Source organism: Pantoea sp. RCC30.1 (assembly GCF_058148845.1).
On record NZ_JBXUHX010000007.1, the window covers coordinates 79,908 to 98,127 of the forward strand.

The following is an 18,220-nucleotide window of genomic DNA, read 5'->3' on the forward strand; positions in this document are numbered from 1 at the left end:
TAAAGAAGCTAAGTATAGACAACTCATTCATTTTCGCAGGCTATCTCACCGCGCGGGGACGTGGCGTAGTGCTCTGCGGTGCCAGTAACGCCTCCGCCTGCACCAGTGAATCGCGGGTGATCTCGCCTATCGATTTTGCGCCGGTCAGCGTCATGGCGACGCGCATCTCTTTCTCAATCAGGTTCAGCAGGTTTTCAACGCCGCGCTGACCGTGGGTCGCCAGCGCATAGATAAACGCCCGTCCCAATAGCACGCTGTCTGCGCCCAGCGCGATCATCCGCACCACATCCAGCCCGTTGCGAATCCCGCTGTCCGCCAGAATAGTGATGTCGCCTTTGACCGCATCGGCAATCGCTGGCAGCGCACGCGCTGAGGAGAGCACGCCATCCAGCTGACGTCCGCCATGATTCGAGACCACGATGCCATCCGCGCCAAAAAGCACCGCATCCCGCGCATCTTCCGGGTCGAGAATGCCCTTAATCACCATCGGCCCGTCCCAGAACTCGCGGATCCACTCCAGATCGTGCCACGAGATGGAGGGATCGAAGTTGTTCGCCAGCCAGCCGATATAATCTTCCAGTCCGGTGGGTTTGCCGAGATAGGCGGAGATATTCCCCAGATCGTGCGGACGTCCCTGCAGACCCACATCCAGCGCCCATTGTGGGTGGGTGACCGCTTGCCAGTAACGACGCAGCGCGGCGTGATTGCCACTCATCCCGGAGTGCGCATCGCGATAGCGCGCCCCCGGCGTCGGCATATCAACGGTAAACACCAGCGTTGAACAACCGGCGGCTTTGGCGCGCTCCAGCGCATTGCGCATAAAACCGCGGTCCCGCAACACATAGAGCTGGAACCACATCGGACGGTTGATCTGCGGAGCCACCTCTTCAATCGGGCAGACCGAGACCGTCGACAGGGTAAACGGGATGCCTTTCAGATCTGCCGCACGCGCGGCCTGCACTTCTCCCCGACGGGCATACATGCCGCACAGGCCGACCGGTGCCAGCGCAACCGGCATCGACAGGGTTTCATTGAATAATTTTGTCTCAAGGCTCAGTTCCGACATGTTCTTCAGAATGCGCTGGCGCAGCGCCACGTCAGAAAGGTCCTCCACGTTGCGTCGCAGGGTGTGCTCCGCGTAGGCCCCGCCATCAAGATAGTGAAACAGGAACGGCGGCAGGATACGTTGCGCGGCGGCGCGATAGTCACTGGCAGCTGAGATAATCATCAGTCAAATTCCTTTGGGTTGCGTGTGTCGTTATCCGGTAAGCGGGTGATGCGCGCCTGACGCGCTTCATCTTCATGCAGGCTTTTCATGGTGGTGTGCACAAAGCCCAGATGCTGCATCGCCGCCTGACGGGCCGCTTCGGCGTCGCCCGCGAGGATTGCATCAAGCAGCGCCTGATGCTGTTCTGTCAGGCGGGCGAAAATCGCTGGCTGGGTATACATGCGCTGACGGCTCTGCATTACCGACGATTGCAGCAGCTCGAAAAAGCCACGCATGGTCTGCAACAGCACCACGTTGTGCGACGCCTCGGCAATCGCCAGATGGAAGCGCACATCCGCCTGGGCAGCGAGATCGGGATCGTCACTCTCTTTCAGCTTCAGGGTGGCGTCAAAAGCGTACTGCAGCTTCTCTTTGTCGGCATCAGTGGCGCGCAGGGCGGCGTGCCAGGCAGTGCTGGCCTCGATGGCATGACGCGCTTCCAGAATGTCGTAGCGGTAGTCAGGATCGTCGCGCAGCAGCTGGCGAATCGGCTCGACGATACGCTGTTCCGACCAGGGCGCCAGCTGCTGACGGAGCCAGGTGCCGCCGCCGCGTCGGCTAATCAGCATTCCGCTGCTTATTAGCTGTTGTATCGCTTCCCGCAGCGAGGAGCGGGAGACCCCAAGCTCCGCAGAGAGCTGACGCTCAGCGGGCAGGCGCATGCCCGGCTCAAGCTGATGGTCGGTGATATACGCCCGGAGGCGCGTCACCAGCGAATCGGCATGGCTGTTCATGGGATCATCCACGGGAAGACATAGGCCTGAAGCGTGGTAATCACACCAACCATACAGGTGAAAATCAGGCTGTGTTTAAGGGTAAACCGGAAGAGGTCGGACTCTTTTCCCACCAGCCCGACCGCCGCACAGGCGATAGCAATCGACTGCGGGGAGATCATCTTACCGGTCACGCCGCCGGTGGTGTTGGCCGCCACCAGCAAGATATCGGAGACGCCAATCTGCTGCGCGGTGGTGGCCTGTAACGCGGCGAACAGCGCATTCGATGAGGTATCGGATCCGGTGAGGAAGACACCCAGCCAGCCGAGGAACGGCGAGAAGAAGGTAAATGCGTGGCCGGTGTGTGCCAGCGCCAGGGCCAGCGTCGCGGACAGGCCGGAGTAGTTGGAGATAAACGCAAATGCCAGCACCATCCCGATGGAGTAGATCGGCAGCGCCAGCTCTTTCAGCGTTTCACCAAAGGTCTGCAGCGCCGCCCTGGGCTTCATGCGCAGGAACAGAATTGCCATGATCGCCGCAATCAAAATGGCCGTGCCGGTGGCGGAGACCAGATCCAGTTTATAGACCGCCGGATAGGGCGTGGCGCTGCCGACCACCGGCGGCATCCGTGCCACCAGTTCATTCAGCATCGGCACCGGCACAGCCAGCACCCAGTCATAGAGCGCACCGCCTTTGGCGAACAGCGCTTTAAACGGCGGGATGCTCCAGAGCGTGACGGTGGCGGTAAGAAACAGGAACGGCATCCAGGCGCGAATGATCTGCCCCAGCCGATACTTCTGCGAAGGCAGCAGCGAATCGCCCTGCTTCGCCTCTGTATCGGCAAAGCGGAAAATGCGCACCGGTTTCCAGACCCGCAGAAACAGCGTCAACGAAATCAGCGAGGCGAGCGACGAGATGATATCCGGCAGCTCCGGCCCCAGGAAGTTGGAGCTGAGGAACTGGGCAATGGCAAAGGATCCACCGGCGACAACGACCGCCGGCCACGTCTCTTTCACGCCGCGCCAGCCATCCATAATCGCCATAATCCAGAACAGCACAATCAGGGTCAGCAGCGGCAACTGGCGTCCGGCCATCTGGCCGATGGCAAAGCTATCCAGCCCGGTCACCTGGCCCGCCACGATAATCGGGATACCCATCGCGCCAAAGGCTACGGGCGCAGTATTCACAATCAGACAGAGTCCGGCGGCGTAGAGCGGATTAAAGCCGAGGCCTACCAGCAGCGCGGCCGTAATCGCCACCGGCGCACCAAAGCCCGCCGCGCCCTCCAGGAAGGCCCCGAACGAGAAGCCGACAATCAGCATCTGCAGACGCTGATCGGGCGTAATCGACAGGATAGAGGCGCGGATAATATCGAACTGACCGGTTTTGACCGAGATTTTGTAGACGAAGACTGCGGCGACGATGATCCAGGCAATCGGCCACAACCCATAGAAAAAGCCATACACCACGGCAGCCAACGCCTGTGCAGTAGGCATCTGATAGAGAAACAGCGCCACCAGCAGCGCCAGCACTACGGTAGTAGTGGCCGCCAGGTAGCCTTTCATCTTCAGCTTAATCAGCGCAAAGAAGAAAAAGAGAATCGGGATCAGTGCGACCAGGCTTGAGAGCCAGATATTACCCAGCGGATCGTAGTTTTGTTGCCAGATCTGCATGCCAGTATCTCCAGAGGAAGAGGTAACGTGGAATGCAGCCGTGAAACTGCATGCCATCCGCCCCAGGATTGGTCAGACCAAACCGCTATGTCGGGGCTTATGGCAACAGATAGTTAATGCATTGTTAACCTATGGCAACAGAAGATGCGCGAATTTTCCCGGAGTGTGAACCAGAGAAAAATATTACCGGCATTGGTCGGACCAAAATCAGGAATTCACCTCCGGAAAGGCACGTTGATAGCTGCGCGGATGGAATCGCAGATTCAATCCAATCAGCAGCAGCGTGACGGCCGCCTGCAGAATCCAGACGCAGGTGAAGTCACCCGTGATCGCATGTAACTGTCCGGCGATAAACGGCATGCTGCCCGCGATAATAAAACCGACGCCCTGCATGAAGGCCACGAGCCGCGCGCCAGCCTGAGGCTGCTCTAGATGATCCAGCGCCAGCACCAGTGCCAGCGGAAACGCCCCGCCCAGCCCAAAGCCCGCGATCCCCGCCCAGAGCCACGGAGCCAGTTGTGGTGCGAACAGGAAGCCGAGCATACCGCTGAACTGCATCACCAGGGTCAGCAGCAGCAGCGGACGGCGATCGCGACCCCGCGCCAGCAACGGCAGCAGCAGTGCACCGGTGACCTGACAGCCGATCATCATGCCAAGCAGTGAACCGCCCGCCTGCGCGCTCCAGCCGAGCTGATGGTAAAAATCGGGTAGCCAGGCGACACAGATGGCATAACCGCCGTTCACCAGACCAAAGCTCAACGCCAGGGTCCATGCGCGGGCTTTTCGCCACAGCGACGGCATCTCTGCTGTCGCTGTCCGGGCTGCGGGTGGTGTGGTGGTGATAAACAGCCAGAGCAGGATAGCCAGCAGCACCGGCAGCGCCCAGCTACTCAGCGCGCCCTGCCAGCCAGAATGCGCACTCAGCCACGGCGAGATCGCCGCGCCAATCCCGCCACCGCCCATCAGCGCCGCTGCCCACAGTCCGGTCACGCCTGCACTGCGACTGCCAAAGCGCTGACGGATCAATCCCGGCATCGCCATCTGCACAATGCCAATGCCCGCCCCACCCGGCACGGCAGTCAGCACCAGCCAGCGACCGTCCGTGACAAACAGCCGACTCACCAGCGCCAGCAACAGCAGCAGCAAACCGCCCAGCAGCAGTCTGCGCACCGCAAAGCGCTGCATCAGCGGGGCGCTGATTAACGCAATAGCGCCCATCATCATCATCGGCACTGCAGGCAGCAGCGAGGCCGCCAGCGGGGACAGACCGATGCTCTGCCGCAGCTGGCCAAGTAACGGGCTGACCGAGGTCATCAGCGGTCGCATATTGAGTCCGGCCAGCACCAGCGCCGCCAGCAGCAGGTTGTTCTCTCTCTTCATCTGAGATCCACACAGTTAAAAGTTGCCAGCCTGGCAGCAGTCGCTACTATCTGGAAATGAAATATTGCTCTGCCAGGTAGTGAAAAAATGAATCGTCATCCGATGTTTACCCCACAGCAGCTGCTCAGCTTTGTGGCGGTGTGCGAAACCGCCAGCTTTACCCGCGCCGCCGACCGGGTTCATCTGTCGCAGTCCACTGTCAGCCAGCAGGTGCGGCGGCTGGAGGAGATGGTAGGCAAAGAACTGCTGGTGCGCTCGTCGCATCAGGTGCAGATCACCGAAGAGGGCGAAAAACTTCTGGGTTACGCCCGGCGGATTATCGCCCTGAATGGCGAAGCGCACGATGTGCTGAGTGACCAATGGCGCGACGGCGTGCTGCGTCTCGGCGTGCCGGAAGATTTCGCCGCGCCTACCGCCGGTCTGCTGGCTCACTTCAGTCGTGACCATCCGCAGTTAAGGCTGGATGTGATGAGCGGCATGCAGGTAGAGCTGCGGCGCGCCTGGCAGCGTGAAGAGCTGGACATCATGCTGATTAAGCAGCCTTACGGCGAACGTCCGCTGGCGTCGCGTCCTGAACCGCTACTGTGGCTCGACAGCGCAGAGTGGCCCTGCTTTGAGCAGACGCCGGTGCCGCTGGTACTGTTTCCCCAGCAGGGGCTCTATCGTGATGAGGTCTGTCAGACGCTCGATGCACTGGGCCGTAGCTGGCGCATTGGTTACAGTAGCGCCAGTCTGGTCGCGCTGGCCGCTGCCAGTGCTCAGGGGCTGGGACTCACGTTACTCCCCGCCAGCTGCCGCCTGCCGCGACATCGGGTACTGGGTCCTGAACAGGGTCTGCCGGTGATTGATACCTTTGAACTGGCGCTGTTCTGCCGTCATCCGCAGGATCCGCTGCAGCGAGAACTGGCGGAGTCACTGGCGGCGTTTGGTCAGCTGCGCTGGCAGTGAGATATCGAATAGGCGTCAGTGGAAAATAACGCAGCAGGCTGAACCCGCATTTGTCAGATTAAGACCTTGTTCACTTTGCAGGAGCCTCTGATGCCTATTTCCCTTTCGCCGAGCCGCCGTGATTTCCTGGGACAAAGCGTGCGCTGGACCGCTGCTGGCGGCTTGCTGGCCGCCGGTCTCGGTCAGGCCAGTGCCGCCACCTCCCCATCTTTGTCCGCCTTCAATCCTGACCAGCCCGCCGCACTGCCACAGCAGGAACACTACCTGCTGCGCAATGTACGGCTGGAAGAGAGCTTTATCCGTGAGGATGACGAAATCGTCGCAACCCGGACCGGTCTTTACGACATCAGCGTGCGCGACGGTAAAATTGACCAGCTGACGCCCGCAGGCCAGGGGGACAGCTCACTGCCATCCTGGGATGCGCAGGATGCCCTGCTGCTGCCCGCCACCCGGGATATGCACATCCACCTGGATAAAACCTTCTACGGTGGCCCGTGGCAGGCCCCGCGTCCGCGTCAGGGCAAAACCATCATGGATATGATTGCGCGCGAACAGGTGCTGATTCCACAACTGCTTCCGCACTCCCAGGTGCGCGCCGAAGGATTGATCGCCCTGCTGCACGCCAGGGGCACCACCTGCGCCCGCAGCCACTGCAACATCGATCCGGTCAGCGGCCTGAAGAGCCTGGAACATCTGCAGGCCGCGTTAGCCCGTCACCCCGATTTCCCCTGCGAGATCGTCGCCTTTCCGCAACACGGTCTGCTGCACTCGCAGGTCGATGGGCTGATGCGTGAGGCGATGCAGCATGGCGTTGAGTATGTTGGCGGGTTGGATCCCACCCAGGTCGATGGCGCGATGGAGAAGTCGCTGGATGCGATGTTTCAGATTGCGCTCGACTACCAGCGTGGCGTGGATATTCACTTGCATGAGACCTCCCCGGCTGGCGTGGCGGCGATTCAGTACATGATTGACACCGTAGCGAAGAATCCGCTGCTGAAAGGCAAAGTGACGCTGAGCCACGGTTTCGCGCTGGCGACCCTGACCGGCAGTACACTGGACAAGATGATCGAAGGGCTGGCAGAGCAGCAGTTGAGCGTTGCCTCCACGCTGCCGATCGGCAAGCTCACCATGCCGATTCCGCAATTGCAGGCGGCAGGCATAAAAGTGATGACCGGGACCGATAGCGTCATCGATCACTGGTCCCCGTTTGGCACCGGTAGCATGCTGGAAAAAGCGAATCTCTACGCGCAGCTCTATCGCGGCTCAGATGAGTTCTCGCTGTCGCGGGCGCTGGCGATCGCCACAGACGATCGGCTGCCGCTCTCCGCCCAGGGCGAACGCCAGTGGCCCGCGCCGGGCGATGAAGCGAGCATGATGCTGGTCGCGGCGAGCTGTTCCGCCGAAGCCGTAGCCCGGATCTCGCCCGTAGTCGCGACCTTCTCGCGCGGTAAAGCGGTCTTTGCGCTGGCATCGGCCTGAAACATTCACGGTGGGTGCTACATAAGGCTTTCAGGCGGCCAACCCAACGTAAAGCTTTGGGAGCCACCACCCGTTCCACAGAGCCAGACTCAATCAGCCGCGAGCCCCACCTCCAAAAACAACAGAGCCTCCACAAGGGAGGCTCTGCATTTACCTGAGCGGAGTGCGTGTTATGCGCTTTTGGCCCATTTATCGTTCGACATTAGTTCCATTGCCAGCGCGTATAAGCGACGATCTTCCTGATCACAGGGCTCATCTTCCGCATAACACGCAATCATCGAAGCGATCTTATCAGCTGATAAGCTCTCTCCATGAATATGCAATGTCAGTACGGCGCGGCCTACTATTTTAAGCACATTTTCATGTGGTCCCTGGATGCGATTACTCAATGCAAATACCCTCTACCGGTCGTTGTACCAGGAATATGGCGCGCTAAATATAAAGCAATTAGCTCAGGATTTTTATCGGCACGGAGAGTGATATTTTTTAATGATTAATTCCATTACTGGAGTGATTATTAAGGAATTATCTGATTAACAATGAAATTAATATTTAAAAACGACAGCTTATAAAATAATGAATGGCCTTGATAAGTTATCCCTATGATATAAAAACCTTTACACCCAGCCAATCCATAAAAAAAAACCACCTTTTAACGTTAAAGTTCAGTCTATTCCTAAGCGCACCGGCAGAGATTGTTTCATGCTGTTAACCATCGAGGTTCCCGTTGCTGTCAGGCGTGCTTTCTGCCAGACTTGCCCCGCAATAATGCCCTACACTTTCAGCCTCAGAGGCCGCGCCCGTGACCGCTTTTTCTACCCTCAATTCGCTCCCCGACAGCCAGCTCGATAACCTGCGCGAGATGGGCTACACCAGCATGACGCCCGTGCAGGCCGCTACGCTGCCCGCCATTCTGCAGGGTCGCGACGTGCGCGCGCAGGCGAAAACCGGCAGCGGTAAAACGGCTGCCTTTGGTATTGGTTTACTGCACCATATCGACAGCACCCGCTTTCAGACGCAGGCATTAATCCTCTGTCCGACCCGTGAACTGGCGGATCAGGTGGGCAATGTGCTGCGCCAGCTGGCGCGCTTCACCCGCAACATCAAAGTTCTCACCCTGTGTGGAGGACAACCGATGAGCGCCCAACGTGATTCGCTGGTGCATCCACCGCATATCGTGGTCGGCACGCCTGGCCGTATCCTCGACCACATCAACCGTGAGAACCTTAAGCTGGACCAGCTCAATACGCTGGTACTGGATGAGGCGGATCGCATGCTGGAGATGGGCTTCCTCAATGATATGGAAACCATCATTGAAGCGACGCCCGCCTCGCGCCAGACGCTGCTTTTTTCCGCTACGTGGCCCGACGGCATTACGGCTATCAGTACCCGCTTCCAGCGTGATGCGCTGAGCGTCGTGACTGAAGATGTCAGTGAACTGCCCTCAATCGACCAGCAGTTCTTTGAAGCCAGCCACAATGAAAAACTGGGCCTGCTCATCGCACTACTCAGCGATCGTCAGCCTTCATCCTGCGTGGTCTTCTGCAACACCAAACGTGAATGTGATGATGTCGCGGCGGCGCTTAATGCGCGTGATATCAGCGCCCTGCCACTGCATGGCGACCTGGAACAGCGGGATCGCGAACGCGTACTTATCCGCTTCGCAAACGGCAGCGGTCGCGTACTGGTCGCCACCGATGTCGCCGCACGCGGACTCGACATCAAATCTCTGGCAATGGTGGTCAACTACCAGCTCGCCTGGGATCCTGAAATTCACCTGCATCGCATCGGTCGTACCGCACGCGCAGGTGAACATGGCGTTGCTGTCAGCCTGGTCGCTGCCGATGAGATGGTGCGCGCCCATGCACTGGAAGATTTCCTGCAACAGAAACTGCCGTGGGTCTCTGCCAGCACGCTGAAAAAAGGCAGCAGCAAACCGCTGCCAGCCGCCATGATGACGCTGTGCATTGATGGTGGCCGTAAAGCCAAGATACGTCCGGGAGATATTCTGGGTGCGCTGACCGGTGAAGCGGGTTATCGCGCGGATCAGATCGGCAAAATTGTCCTGACCCCGGCCCATGCCTACGTGGCGATTGAAGCAAGCCAGGCCAAAGCCGCGCTGGTGAAACTCAAGCAGGGCAAAATCAAAGGCAAAACCTGCCGGGCGGTTCTGCTGAAAGACTGAATAAAAACCGGCGAGGTCATCACCTCGCCTGGTTTCTTATGGCTCTTCGATTTGTGTCACATGCAGAATGGTTTTATCCCCTTTGCCCTGTACCTTGCCACTGACACGTACTTTGTCTTCCGCGGTGTAGGTTTTACCATCAAAGGTCTTCTTCGGTGCAATAATCGGTAACGTACCGGTGTTGTCGCGGAACTGATAGCGCTCGCCCTGCTCTTTCTTCACGATGTAACCTTCCAGCGTCACATACCCGCCCTGACGGAAATCGCGGATCTGATCAATATGTGTCTGACCGGTATCTTCTGAGCCTTTATAGCCAGCATCCTGCTTTTGCTGTGGCGGTGGCGTATCACCCGCTTTGTATCCGCCTTCTTCAGCCGACACACCCGCGCTCATCATCACCAGCAACGACGCTAAAATCACTTTTTTCATTTCACACTCCTTAATTGGAAAGGTCTCCATGTTGAACCTTCAGTGTTAAGCCTGGCACAATAATTGGCGTCCGTTTTATTTCACTCTTCTCTTCTCACCTTTTTCCATTTGCTGCCGATAACCTGTTCACACCCTATTTCACCAGCTGCGTTAATGCAGAGGCAACCATGGATAATTTTCAGAAAGAGATCGATGAGAGAGCGAACCTCGCATTATCGAACAAGTTTGAGCTGCTGCTGTTTCGCTTAGGTTCCGATCAGCTGAAAGGCAAGTCTGAGCTGTTTGGCATTAACGTCTTCAAGCTGCGTGAAATTGTGCCGATGCAGACCATCACCAAAGCTGCGGGTATGAGTTCGCCGCTGCTGGGTATGGCCAGTATTCGCGGTCAGTTCATTCCGGTCATCGACCTGCCTGCTGTGGCAGGTTGTGTACCCGAAACCGGCCTTAACCTGCTGCTGGTCACCGAGTATGCCCGTAACACCCAGGCGTTTGCCGTGGAATCCGTGGATAACATCGTGCGTCTCGACTGGAGCCAGGTCCATACCGCTGAGGCCGGTATTGGCGGTCGCAACATTACCAGCATCGCCTGTCTGGACACAGATAAGCAGGGCAGCGAGTTGGCGATGGTGCTGGACGTTGAGCAAATCCTGTATGACATCATCCCGTCGTCGCGCGGCGTCGAGCCTGAAGCGGCCAAACCGCGCGCCTTCAACTATCGCCCGGGTGCGGTAGCGATTGTGGCAGAAGATTCCAAAGTCGCGCGTCAGCTGCTGGAGCAGGGGCTGAAAAGCATGGGCATTCCGGCGCTGATGTTTAACACCGGCCTTGATGCCTGGGAAAAAATTAAGCTGATAAGCCAGGAAGTGCAGGCTTCAGGCGAGTCGATTCACGACAAAATTGCCCTGGTACTGACCGATCTGGAGATGCCCGAGATGGATGGCTTTACGCTGACCCGCAACATCAAGCGTGACCCGATTCTGAAAACGCTGCCGGTCGTGATCCACTCCTCACTCTCTGGCAGCGCCAACGAAGACCACGTGCGTAAAGTGGGTGCCGACGGCTATGTGGCGAAGTTTGAGCTGAATGAACTTTCAGACGTGATTTTCAACGTTCTCGAGACTGCCCGCTAAGCGAATGCGGGCCGCTAAGAATGCCCGCTGCGCTTTTACTTTTTATACAGCGGAATCGCTGACCTGACCAGGAACCGACTATGCACATTGATACTTTACCTGTTACGCCAGCACCTGCTACCCCTTCTCCTCAAAAGTTATTGCGTGGCCGTTTACGTCAGCTGGCCTGGATTAGCGCCGTCAGTTTAAGCGTCGCGTTCTGGGTAGGCCTCTACTTCTTAGTTTTCTGAATCCATTCATGTTTGTCTGGATCGGGCTGTCAGCATCACTGCTGACAGCCCTTTTTTTTGCCTTAATTTCGCCTCCGCTCATTTGTTAACCCTTTCTGATGCTTTTCACTGATTATTTATTCACGCACGGTTATTACTTAAAAAATATTAAAGGTACAACTACGTGTTCCGATAACAGTATGCGCGAGATCACCTTTTTGCCTGCGGCTGTGACCACAGACATCAGCAAGGCACTGCGCACAACAGCAGGGAACCTGAGCATTGCTAACAAATTGATTAATAATAAAACGGGGAAGAAAACATGGTCAGTATCAAGAATATGAAGGTCGGAATGCGGCTCGCAGCAGCCTTCGGTATTATTGTGACGTTACTGATAGTGATTGGCGTGACATCCATTACCAGAATTAATAGTATCAATACGGCGATCTCATCGATCGTTGACGATCGCTATGTGAAAGTACGACTGGCATTTGATGTGCGCGATGGCGTCAACGATCAGATCAAATACCTGCGCGGCATGGTGATCGACACAAATCGACCGGAAATGAATGTGAAGCGTTATGGCCAGTTGGATGAAGCCACACAACGCACCAACCGCGCGATGAAAAAGATTGAAGACATTCAGGTTACGGCAGTAGGTAAGAAAAAGATCGCCGGTCTGCTGGAATCGTCTCAGGCATTTGAGAAAGTTAAGACCGAACTGATTACCCTGATCAAAGCGGGCAACCTTGATGCCGCCAGCACCTATGTGCTGAAATCGATGACAGCTACCCAGAATAAATTCCTGCAGGATGCCGTGAATTTTGCCAACTCTCAGGACGCACAGCTACGCACTGAAGGTCAGGGTATTGTGGAAAATGGTCAGTCTGCCATCTCCATCACGCTGATTTTCTCTGCACTGGCGATTCTGGCCTCTATCATGCTGGGCTACTTCCTGACCCGTTCTATTGTCCGTCCGCTGGTTGCAGCCGTTAATGTGGCTGAACGCGTTGCCGCAGGCGATCTGAGCACGCAGATGCAAGTGACTTCACGCGATGAAACCGGCCTCCTGATGCAGGCGCTGCAGCGCATGAACGATAACCTGCTGTCGATTGTCACCGAAGTGCGTACCGGTTCCGACACCATCGCAGTTGCTTCTAATCAGATTTCCAGCGGTAACCTTGATCTCTCAACCCGCACAGAACAACAGGCCAGTTCGCTGGAAGAGACCGCCTCTGCCATGGAGCAGATGACGTCGACCGTGAAACATAATGCCGATAACGCCCGTGAAGCTAATCACCTGGTGTCGACTACCACCAGCGTGGCGCGTGAAGGTGGCGTAGTGATGGAGAAGGTTATTGAGAAGATGGAAGCAATCGCCCTCTCCTCTCGCAAAATTGTCGACATCATAAGCGTTATCGACTCCATCGCCTTCCAGACCAATATTCTGTCCCTCAACGCCGCCGTTGAAGCGGCCCGCGCCGGTGAACAGGGCCGTGGCTTTGCGGTAGTGGCGAGCGAAGTGCGTAATCTGGCGCAGCGCTCAGCGTCAGCAGCCAAAGAGATTAAGGTTCTGATTGAAGATTCTGTCGCTAAAGTTGATGAAGGCAGCAAGCTGGTGACACATGCCGGTTCAACGATCGGTGAAGTGGTGAGCAGCGTGCAGAACGTGGCGAACATCATGAGCGAAATCACCATTGCCAGCAGCGAACAGAGCAGCGGTATTAATGAAATCAATCAGGCGATTACCCAGATGGAAGCAGTAACGCAGCAGAACGCCGCGCTGGTTCAGGAAGCATCAGCCGCCTCTCAGGCACTGCAGGATCAGGCAGAGCGTATGGCACAAGCGATGAGCGTGTTTAATACCGGCAAGCTCTCACTGCAACCCGTACTGCGCTAATCTCTTTCAACGGCCCGTTTCGGCGGGCTGTTTTTTGCCTGATGCCAGACAGTGGATAGATTACAAGGCGCTCACAGTGGGAGTCATACAGGTGAAAGCAGAGGTAAACGGACAGGATTAATGAGGAGGTTCGAGGTTAGAACATGGGAAACGCAGAAACAAAAAAGGCCGCCAGAGGCGACCTTTTATTACTGTAAATGCAACAACGCTATAAAGCTCACTAGCCTTTATCAGACAGCGCGAGGCTGGCTCTGAATTGCAATCCTTGCCAGATTCACTTGAATCACAGCAGATTTGCAGAAAATGCATTTCGCTCCATGCGGGTTGGCTCTTGTAACATCAAAATGTGATGTACGAAACTGTGAGCCATTACAGTGAGGACATTTAAAAGTAATTTTCAGTCCTTAGAGACCAACAACGTTCGCAGCAGCTGGGCCTTTGGCGCCATTTTCTACTGTGAATTCAACTTGCTGACCTTCATCTAATGAACGGAAATCGGTGCCCTGGATTGCAGAGAAATGTACGAATACATCTTTGCTGCCGTCTGCAGGAGAAATGAAACCGAAGCCTTTCTCTGCGTTAAACCATTTAACGGTACCGCGAATTTTGTTAGACATGCTTAAATCCTTAATATATCGAGCCTTCCGGCATAATGGCCTGAGAACAGATTTTAATCAGAACGTAAGAGAAGACTCAAAAAGAAGGGATGTCTCGCGACAAACTTAGAGATGAGAACTGCTTTGGTTACTTACTTTGATAGTGTCTGTTAATCAAACCGACGATTCATTAGGCCACACTTCTCACAGTGACGCAACTCCTAATTCAAATTAATCACTATCATCCTTTTGAAGAAGGTAAAAGAAGAAGGCTGTGCCAGGGAGGCGGTCTGGCTCAATCGTGCCCCATGGCTTGCTGACAGCCTGGAGAGAAGCGAAGATAACCTTCGATCAAAAAAGGGCGAGGCCGGAGCCTCGCCCAAAACATGCCGATCATCAATCGTAGTAAGGAACCTTACGGTCAACACCGTTGATATTGATCAGCACAAAACCGGTCGGAGCGGTCTTATTGGTCGGCGTACCCGCAGCGGTCGCGAGCGTAACCACCCCTTTCTCGTTGGCACCGATACCCGCCAGTCCATTATGCATGCCGAAGCGCGCAGCAGGTTTCAGGTTGCTGATGTTGGTAATGTCCGCAACCACCGACATATCAGCCTGGAACAGCGAGCAGGAACCGGTATCGAAGCGGGTCGGACCGGTGGTCTTCAGGTTGAACATGGTCTCGCCGCTTTTAGCTTTCAGCTTGACCCAGATTACGGCATAGGTGGTCCCTACCCGGCCATAACGAATGTCCAGCACTGAAGGCTGCCCCATATGGTAAGCATCGGCCCAGACCGTCTCCAGTCGCTGCAGGTTGATCAGGGTTTTACCGGTGCCCACCACATTAACTGGCGAGCCGGCGGTGCCGGACGGCGTGGTGGCATCCGCTTTACCGATCAGCTCCATTACCCATTGCTGGTTAGGCGCCGGAAAATAGAGCTGCCCCAGCCGATACCAGTTATCGGTATCAGTGTTGTTCACCACTTTATAGCCGCTGTAATAGCCGGCACGCAGCGAGCCGGTCATGAACGTTCCGTAGTTCTCATCCCGACGATAGCCATATTCAAAGGTCGATAACCACTTACTTCCGGCCAGATCAGTGGTGATTTTCGCCCCCGCCTGCAGGTTAATATGACGCATCACCACGCGGGCATTGTTGAGATTGAGCGGCGTCGCGCAATCTTCAATGTTGAGCGTTTCGATGTTCCAGCCACCGTCCGACAGGTCACCCGGGTTAGTCGTGTGTTCAATCCAGACGTTGCGCATGACCCCCTGTGTGACGCGCGGCATATAGAGCGTGGCATCGCCATAGCCTGACTGGAAGTTGGCATTACACAGCTCAATTGCGGTTGAGTGATCCCAGTTCCCCTTCGGCGTATTTGACCAGCCGATATCAAACACGCGGGAATAGGTACTGGAGCTGTAGATCTGATCGAATTTACTGTCGAGCGTATCCTGCAGCTTAAAGACGGTTCCCCCTGTACTTTGCGCCTTGAAGCAGAAGATATTGACGATCTGGCCTCCGACAATCGTATTTTCGAAGAACGGCTGAACGTTACTGCACTGTTCAGGCGTGACGGTAACTTTGAGAGTAGTGTCGACAGTCCCGGCGTTAGCCTGTCCGTGCCAGCAGATGCCTTTAATGGCGATTTTGCGCGCATTAACCTTAAACACCGGATTAGCGCTTTTGTCAGAAACAATGGTGGTGCGGGGTGACGATCCCTGTTCAATGTCATCCCCTATCAGACCAAAGAATGACAATTCCGTATCGCTGATATCGATGGGTGAAATCAAGAAGCGGCCACCCGGAAAACGCACCGGAATCGCTTTCGCATAGGTGTTATAAGTCTGCGTCCATGCCAGCATCCGCCTGAAGGCATCAGTGTCATCGGTGACGCCATCCCCTTTCGCGCCAAAGTGCAGGATATTCACTTCGGCGGGATCGTTGATAGTGCGCTTCCAGTAGAAACCGTTACCCACCGCTACCGTACCGCCATCATCTTTCAGCGGTGTGGTGCTGAGAAAACCGACAAAGTCTGCGCCACCACGGAAGCTGGAGTCCTTATCGTAATAGCGTTTAAGGCTCGCGACTTCACCTGATTTTGGTGGAACAGTGGTGCGCAGTTCAGCAAAAGAGTTAACTTCGATCATAGAATCCTCCTCAGGATCACAGAGATATCGCGCTGAAATCAGCGCACTACTTAGCCTCAGCCACATGGCCGCAAAGGGAGTCCCACATGTCGTTGTGGGTGTTGATGGCACGCACCGTACGAACGTCCATTTTTTGCGCGTCATCGCCGTAGGTATAAAGAGGGGAAAAAAGTACGCAGGCAGAGTCAGTGATCGCTACCGGCTCAGGGTTTGTTGTATTTCGACTGCTGCAACTTGTCGCGAGCAGCAGTGTCATCAAGGCTATGGTTGTCGGTCGCCACACGGTTAGCCTCCTCGCGGTTGTATTGTTGCTGTTGCGCCACCGCGCTAACGCGGGACGCCTCCTGTTGCGCGTTAGCGATGTCAGAACGCGCTTTTTGCTGCACTTTGCCGATTTTCTTGCCGCCGAAATAACTGGCGCCCAGCGCCACAAGGACGCCAGCCAGTGCGGCCAGCCAGTGCCAGCTGCCGCCCAGTAAGGTGGTAATCAGAGTCATGGTTTCGCTCCTTCCGCCTGCTCCTTCGCGTTGAGCAGGTTTTTCTGTCGAACGAACTGGGCAATCACCCCCATCGCCACCATGAACGCGCCCACCAGCCCGAGGTAGTTGTGCGGCAGAATCGATTTCACGTCCTCCGGCAACACGGTCCAGGCATCAACGGCGGCAGAAGGAAATGACTGCGCCCAGGCGCTGAGCATGGAACCCAGCGACGCGAGCCAGACAGACCAGGTTTTGAAGAGCAGGCGGGCATGAGAGACAAACTGCAGAGTGGTAAAGCGCTGCAGCAGCAGCAGGATGATGATTGCCGTCAGCACGGCGACGAGAAACATGAGCCATCTCATAGCAGCCCCCTGTAAATCGCATAGGTGCCGGTGCGCATCATCTCAGCGTGACGACGAGCGCGGCCCGGCGTCTGACGCGCCCAGAGGCTATTCATCATCGCGTCAGCCGCATCACTAAACTGTTCAGCGGCGATGGCGGTGAGCATGTTTTTGAACTGCAGGACGCCATCGACGCCCAGCTGATAGGTCATGCTCAGCAACACATCGGTGCGGGCGTCGTTGCACTTTGTCAGCGCATTGCGCAGCAGGTCCCTGCCCTGCATCTCCTGGACTTTGTTCTCAAGAATGCACTGCTTCCAGACATCACCGACGCGCCGTGGCACGCGGAAGGTGTAATTACTCAGCGACGCCCCCTTTGGCCCGATGCGGATGCCACCCGCCACCGTGGGAAAGCCCAGCGTGTCGAGATAGGGCGTATCCACATACCCCTCTTCAAAATTCAGTACTGCGATTATCTGGCTCATAACGACTCCTCAATGACGGGTTAAAGCAACTCAGCCTTGTGAAAAGAAATACATAACGCTCACTGATCATTACCCAGCACGGCGCAGCAGAAGGCCTTACTGACCCTGCAGCAAAACTGAACAGTAATTCAGCAAATTGCGCCCAGTGAGAACTGGAGAAAGCGAAGAGTTAGTCGGAACGGAAAAATGCGCTTTCTGCGCGTTTCAGCTCACGGCGTAGAGATGAACGTGCGGAAGACAGCAGTTATCGAAACTGGGTGTTTCCTGACTGGTGACGCGGGGTGCAGTGATTGCGCGGTCGACGCGCGGGGCGACCTGACGCTGGCAGATTTGCTCTGCACGTCTCAGGGTGGGTGTTTCAGTTGGGAAGTTCAGAGCCTCGTCGATGCTCTGTGTCAGGCTGGTGAGAGGTTGGCGCCGCCGGTGGCGACGAGTACGTGCGTTGCCTATAAAAACGCTTTTGCCATAGTGAATTATCGCCATAACTCCTCCTGTGAATGAGTCTTTGGCGATGGGGTGGCAGGCACGAGCTTTCGGTGAACCGAACGGGCCCGAATGTCGTGTATTACGGTCGCACGCTCGCCGCCCGGCTGCATTAGCAGTCAGGTGGAAAGTAAGCGAGGGGAAATAAACGGCATCTGACGACGCTGCATTTTGCGCATCCACCCCATCCCAAAGTTCACTGACTTTTGGGTGGTATGATTCGCGCTTGTGCAGCGCCTCAATTGTTTAAGAGCGGCTCATCCCTGAAAGAACAGCTTCGTTCATCCGTATCCAAATTATTAACAGGTTCTTATGCTTTATCAAACACTGTTGGTTAATTTTTTATTTACCGCTGGTTAAATTTATGAATTT

At 56.0% G+C, this 18,220-nt stretch carries 17 protein-coding genes; 5 read left to right on the forward strand and 12 right to left on the reverse strand.

The genetic code is table 11. From position 1 onward, the window contains the following. Positions 1 to 40: 40 nt before the first annotated feature. From lldD to AC2LB6_RS08635, 4 genes are all read right to left on the reverse strand, one after another. The gene (gene lldD, locus AC2LB6_RS08620) at positions 41 to 1,228 is read right to left on the reverse strand and encodes an FMN-dependent L-lactate dehydrogenase LldD (protein WP_490093183.1); all 1,188 of its coding nucleotides are present in this window, start codon (positions 1,226 to 1,228) and stop codon (positions 41 to 43) included. Then, the gene (lldR, locus tag AC2LB6_RS08625) at positions 1,228 to 2,001 is read right to left on the reverse strand and encodes a transcriptional regulator LldR (RefSeq protein ID WP_490093184.1); all 774 of its coding nucleotides are present in this window, start codon (positions 1,999 to 2,001) and stop codon (positions 1,228 to 1,230) included. Before lldR ends, lldD begins: the two co-directional genes overlap by 1 nt. Next, positions 1,998 to 3,653: an L-lactate permease gene (lldP, locus tag AC2LB6_RS08630; protein WP_490093185.1), complete on the reverse strand. Its 1,656-nt coding sequence runs from the start codon at positions 3,651 to 3,653 to the stop codon at positions 1,998 to 2,000. Before lldP ends, lldR begins: the two co-directional genes overlap by 4 nt. 207 nt (positions 3,654 to 3,860) lie before the next feature. Then, positions 3,861 to 5,033 carry a cyanate transporter gene (locus AC2LB6_RS08635; protein ID WP_490093186.1) on the reverse strand — a complete coding sequence of 391 codons (1,173 nt, stop codon included), beginning with the start codon at positions 5,031 to 5,033 and terminating at the stop codon, positions 3,861 to 3,863. Positions 5,034 to 5,120: 87 nt separating this feature from the next. On the opposite strand from AC2LB6_RS08635, the gene AC2LB6_RS08640 reads away from it, so the two are divergent. The 3 genes from AC2LB6_RS08640 to dbpA all read left to right on the forward strand — a co-directional run bounded on the left by AC2LB6_RS08640 (position 5,121) and on the right by dbpA (position 9,645). Further along, positions 5,121 to 5,981 (forward strand): LysR family transcriptional regulator, encoded by an 861-nt coding sequence (locus AC2LB6_RS08640; protein ID WP_490093187.1) that lies wholly within the window; start codon positions 5,121 to 5,123, stop codon positions 5,979 to 5,981. A gap of 90 nt (positions 5,982 to 6,071) precedes the next feature. Next, positions 6,072 to 7,460 carry an amidohydrolase gene (locus AC2LB6_RS08645; protein WP_490093188.1) on the forward strand — a complete coding sequence of 463 codons (1,389 nt, stop codon included), beginning with the start codon at positions 6,072 to 6,074 and terminating at the stop codon, positions 7,458 to 7,460. 802 nt (positions 7,461 to 8,262) lie between these two features. Continuing rightward, complete coding sequence (gene dbpA, locus AC2LB6_RS08650; RefSeq protein ID WP_490093189.1) at positions 8,263 to 9,645, forward strand: ATP-dependent RNA helicase DbpA; 1,383 nt, start codon at positions 8,263 to 8,265, stop codon at positions 9,643 to 9,645. Between the two features lie 36 nt (positions 9,646 to 9,681). Here dbpA and AC2LB6_RS08655 read toward each other — a convergent pair whose 3' ends face one another. After that, positions 9,682 to 10,074 (reverse strand): YgiW/YdeI family stress tolerance OB fold protein, encoded by a 393-nt coding sequence (locus tag AC2LB6_RS08655; protein ID WP_490093190.1) that lies wholly within the window; start codon positions 10,072 to 10,074, stop codon positions 9,682 to 9,684. A 167-nt stretch (positions 10,075 to 10,241) separates the two neighbouring features. Here AC2LB6_RS08655 and AC2LB6_RS08660 point away from each other — a divergent pair, with 167 nt between their 5' ends. Continuing rightward, on the forward strand, positions 10,242 to 11,204 hold the full coding sequence (locus AC2LB6_RS08660; RefSeq protein ID WP_490093191.1) for a chemotaxis protein: 963 nt from the start codon (positions 10,242 to 10,244) through the stop codon (positions 11,202 to 11,204). Positions 11,205 to 11,735: 531 nt separating this feature from the next. Then, a complete protein-coding gene (locus tag AC2LB6_RS08665) occupies positions 11,736 to 13,313 on the forward strand; it encodes a methyl-accepting chemotaxis protein (RefSeq protein ID WP_490093192.1) in 1,578 nt (525 codons plus the stop codon). 230 nt (positions 13,314 to 13,543) lie between these two features. On the opposite strand, the gene ymcF is transcribed toward AC2LB6_RS08665, so the two are convergent. The 7 genes from ymcF to AC2LB6_RS08700 all read right to left on the reverse strand — a co-directional run bounded on the left by ymcF (position 13,544) and on the right by AC2LB6_RS08700 (position 17,848). Beyond that, positions 13,544 to 13,714, reverse strand: coding sequence for a cold shock small protein YmcF (gene ymcF, locus AC2LB6_RS08670; RefSeq protein WP_490093258.1), 171 nt, complete (start codon positions 13,712 to 13,714; stop codon positions 13,544 to 13,546). Between the two features lie 3 nt (positions 13,715 to 13,717). Further along, entirely contained in the window at positions 13,718 to 13,930 is a 213-nt protein-coding gene (cspE, locus tag AC2LB6_RS08675) for a transcription antiterminator/RNA stability regulator CspE (RefSeq protein WP_003854408.1), read from the reverse strand. A 375-nt stretch (positions 13,931 to 14,305) separates the two neighbouring features. Then, positions 14,306 to 16,060 (reverse strand): glycosyl hydrolase family 28-related protein, encoded by a 1,755-nt coding sequence (locus AC2LB6_RS08680; RefSeq protein WP_490093193.1) that lies wholly within the window; start codon positions 16,058 to 16,060, stop codon positions 14,306 to 14,308. 203 nt (positions 16,061 to 16,263) lie between these two features. Next, positions 16,264 to 16,557, reverse strand: coding sequence for a hypothetical protein (locus tag AC2LB6_RS08685; protein ID WP_490093194.1), 294 nt, complete (start codon positions 16,555 to 16,557; stop codon positions 16,264 to 16,266). Next, complete coding sequence (locus AC2LB6_RS08690; protein WP_090963382.1) at positions 16,554 to 16,901, reverse strand: DUF7940 domain-containing protein; 348 nt, start codon at positions 16,899 to 16,901, stop codon at positions 16,554 to 16,556. Before AC2LB6_RS08690 ends, AC2LB6_RS08685 begins: the two co-directional genes overlap by 4 nt. Beyond that, positions 16,898 to 17,365, reverse strand: a complete 468-nt coding sequence (locus AC2LB6_RS08695; RefSeq protein WP_490093195.1) for a glycoside hydrolase family protein — start codon at positions 17,363 to 17,365, stop codon at positions 16,898 to 16,900. Before AC2LB6_RS08695 ends, AC2LB6_RS08690 begins: the two co-directional genes overlap by 4 nt. A 204-nt stretch (positions 17,366 to 17,569) precedes the next feature. Beyond that, on the reverse strand, positions 17,570 to 17,848 hold the full coding sequence (locus AC2LB6_RS08700; RefSeq protein ID WP_490093196.1) for a transcriptional antitermination N peptide: 279 nt from the start codon (positions 17,846 to 17,848) through the stop codon (positions 17,570 to 17,572). Between the last annotated feature and the right edge of the window lie 372 nt (positions 17,849 to 18,220).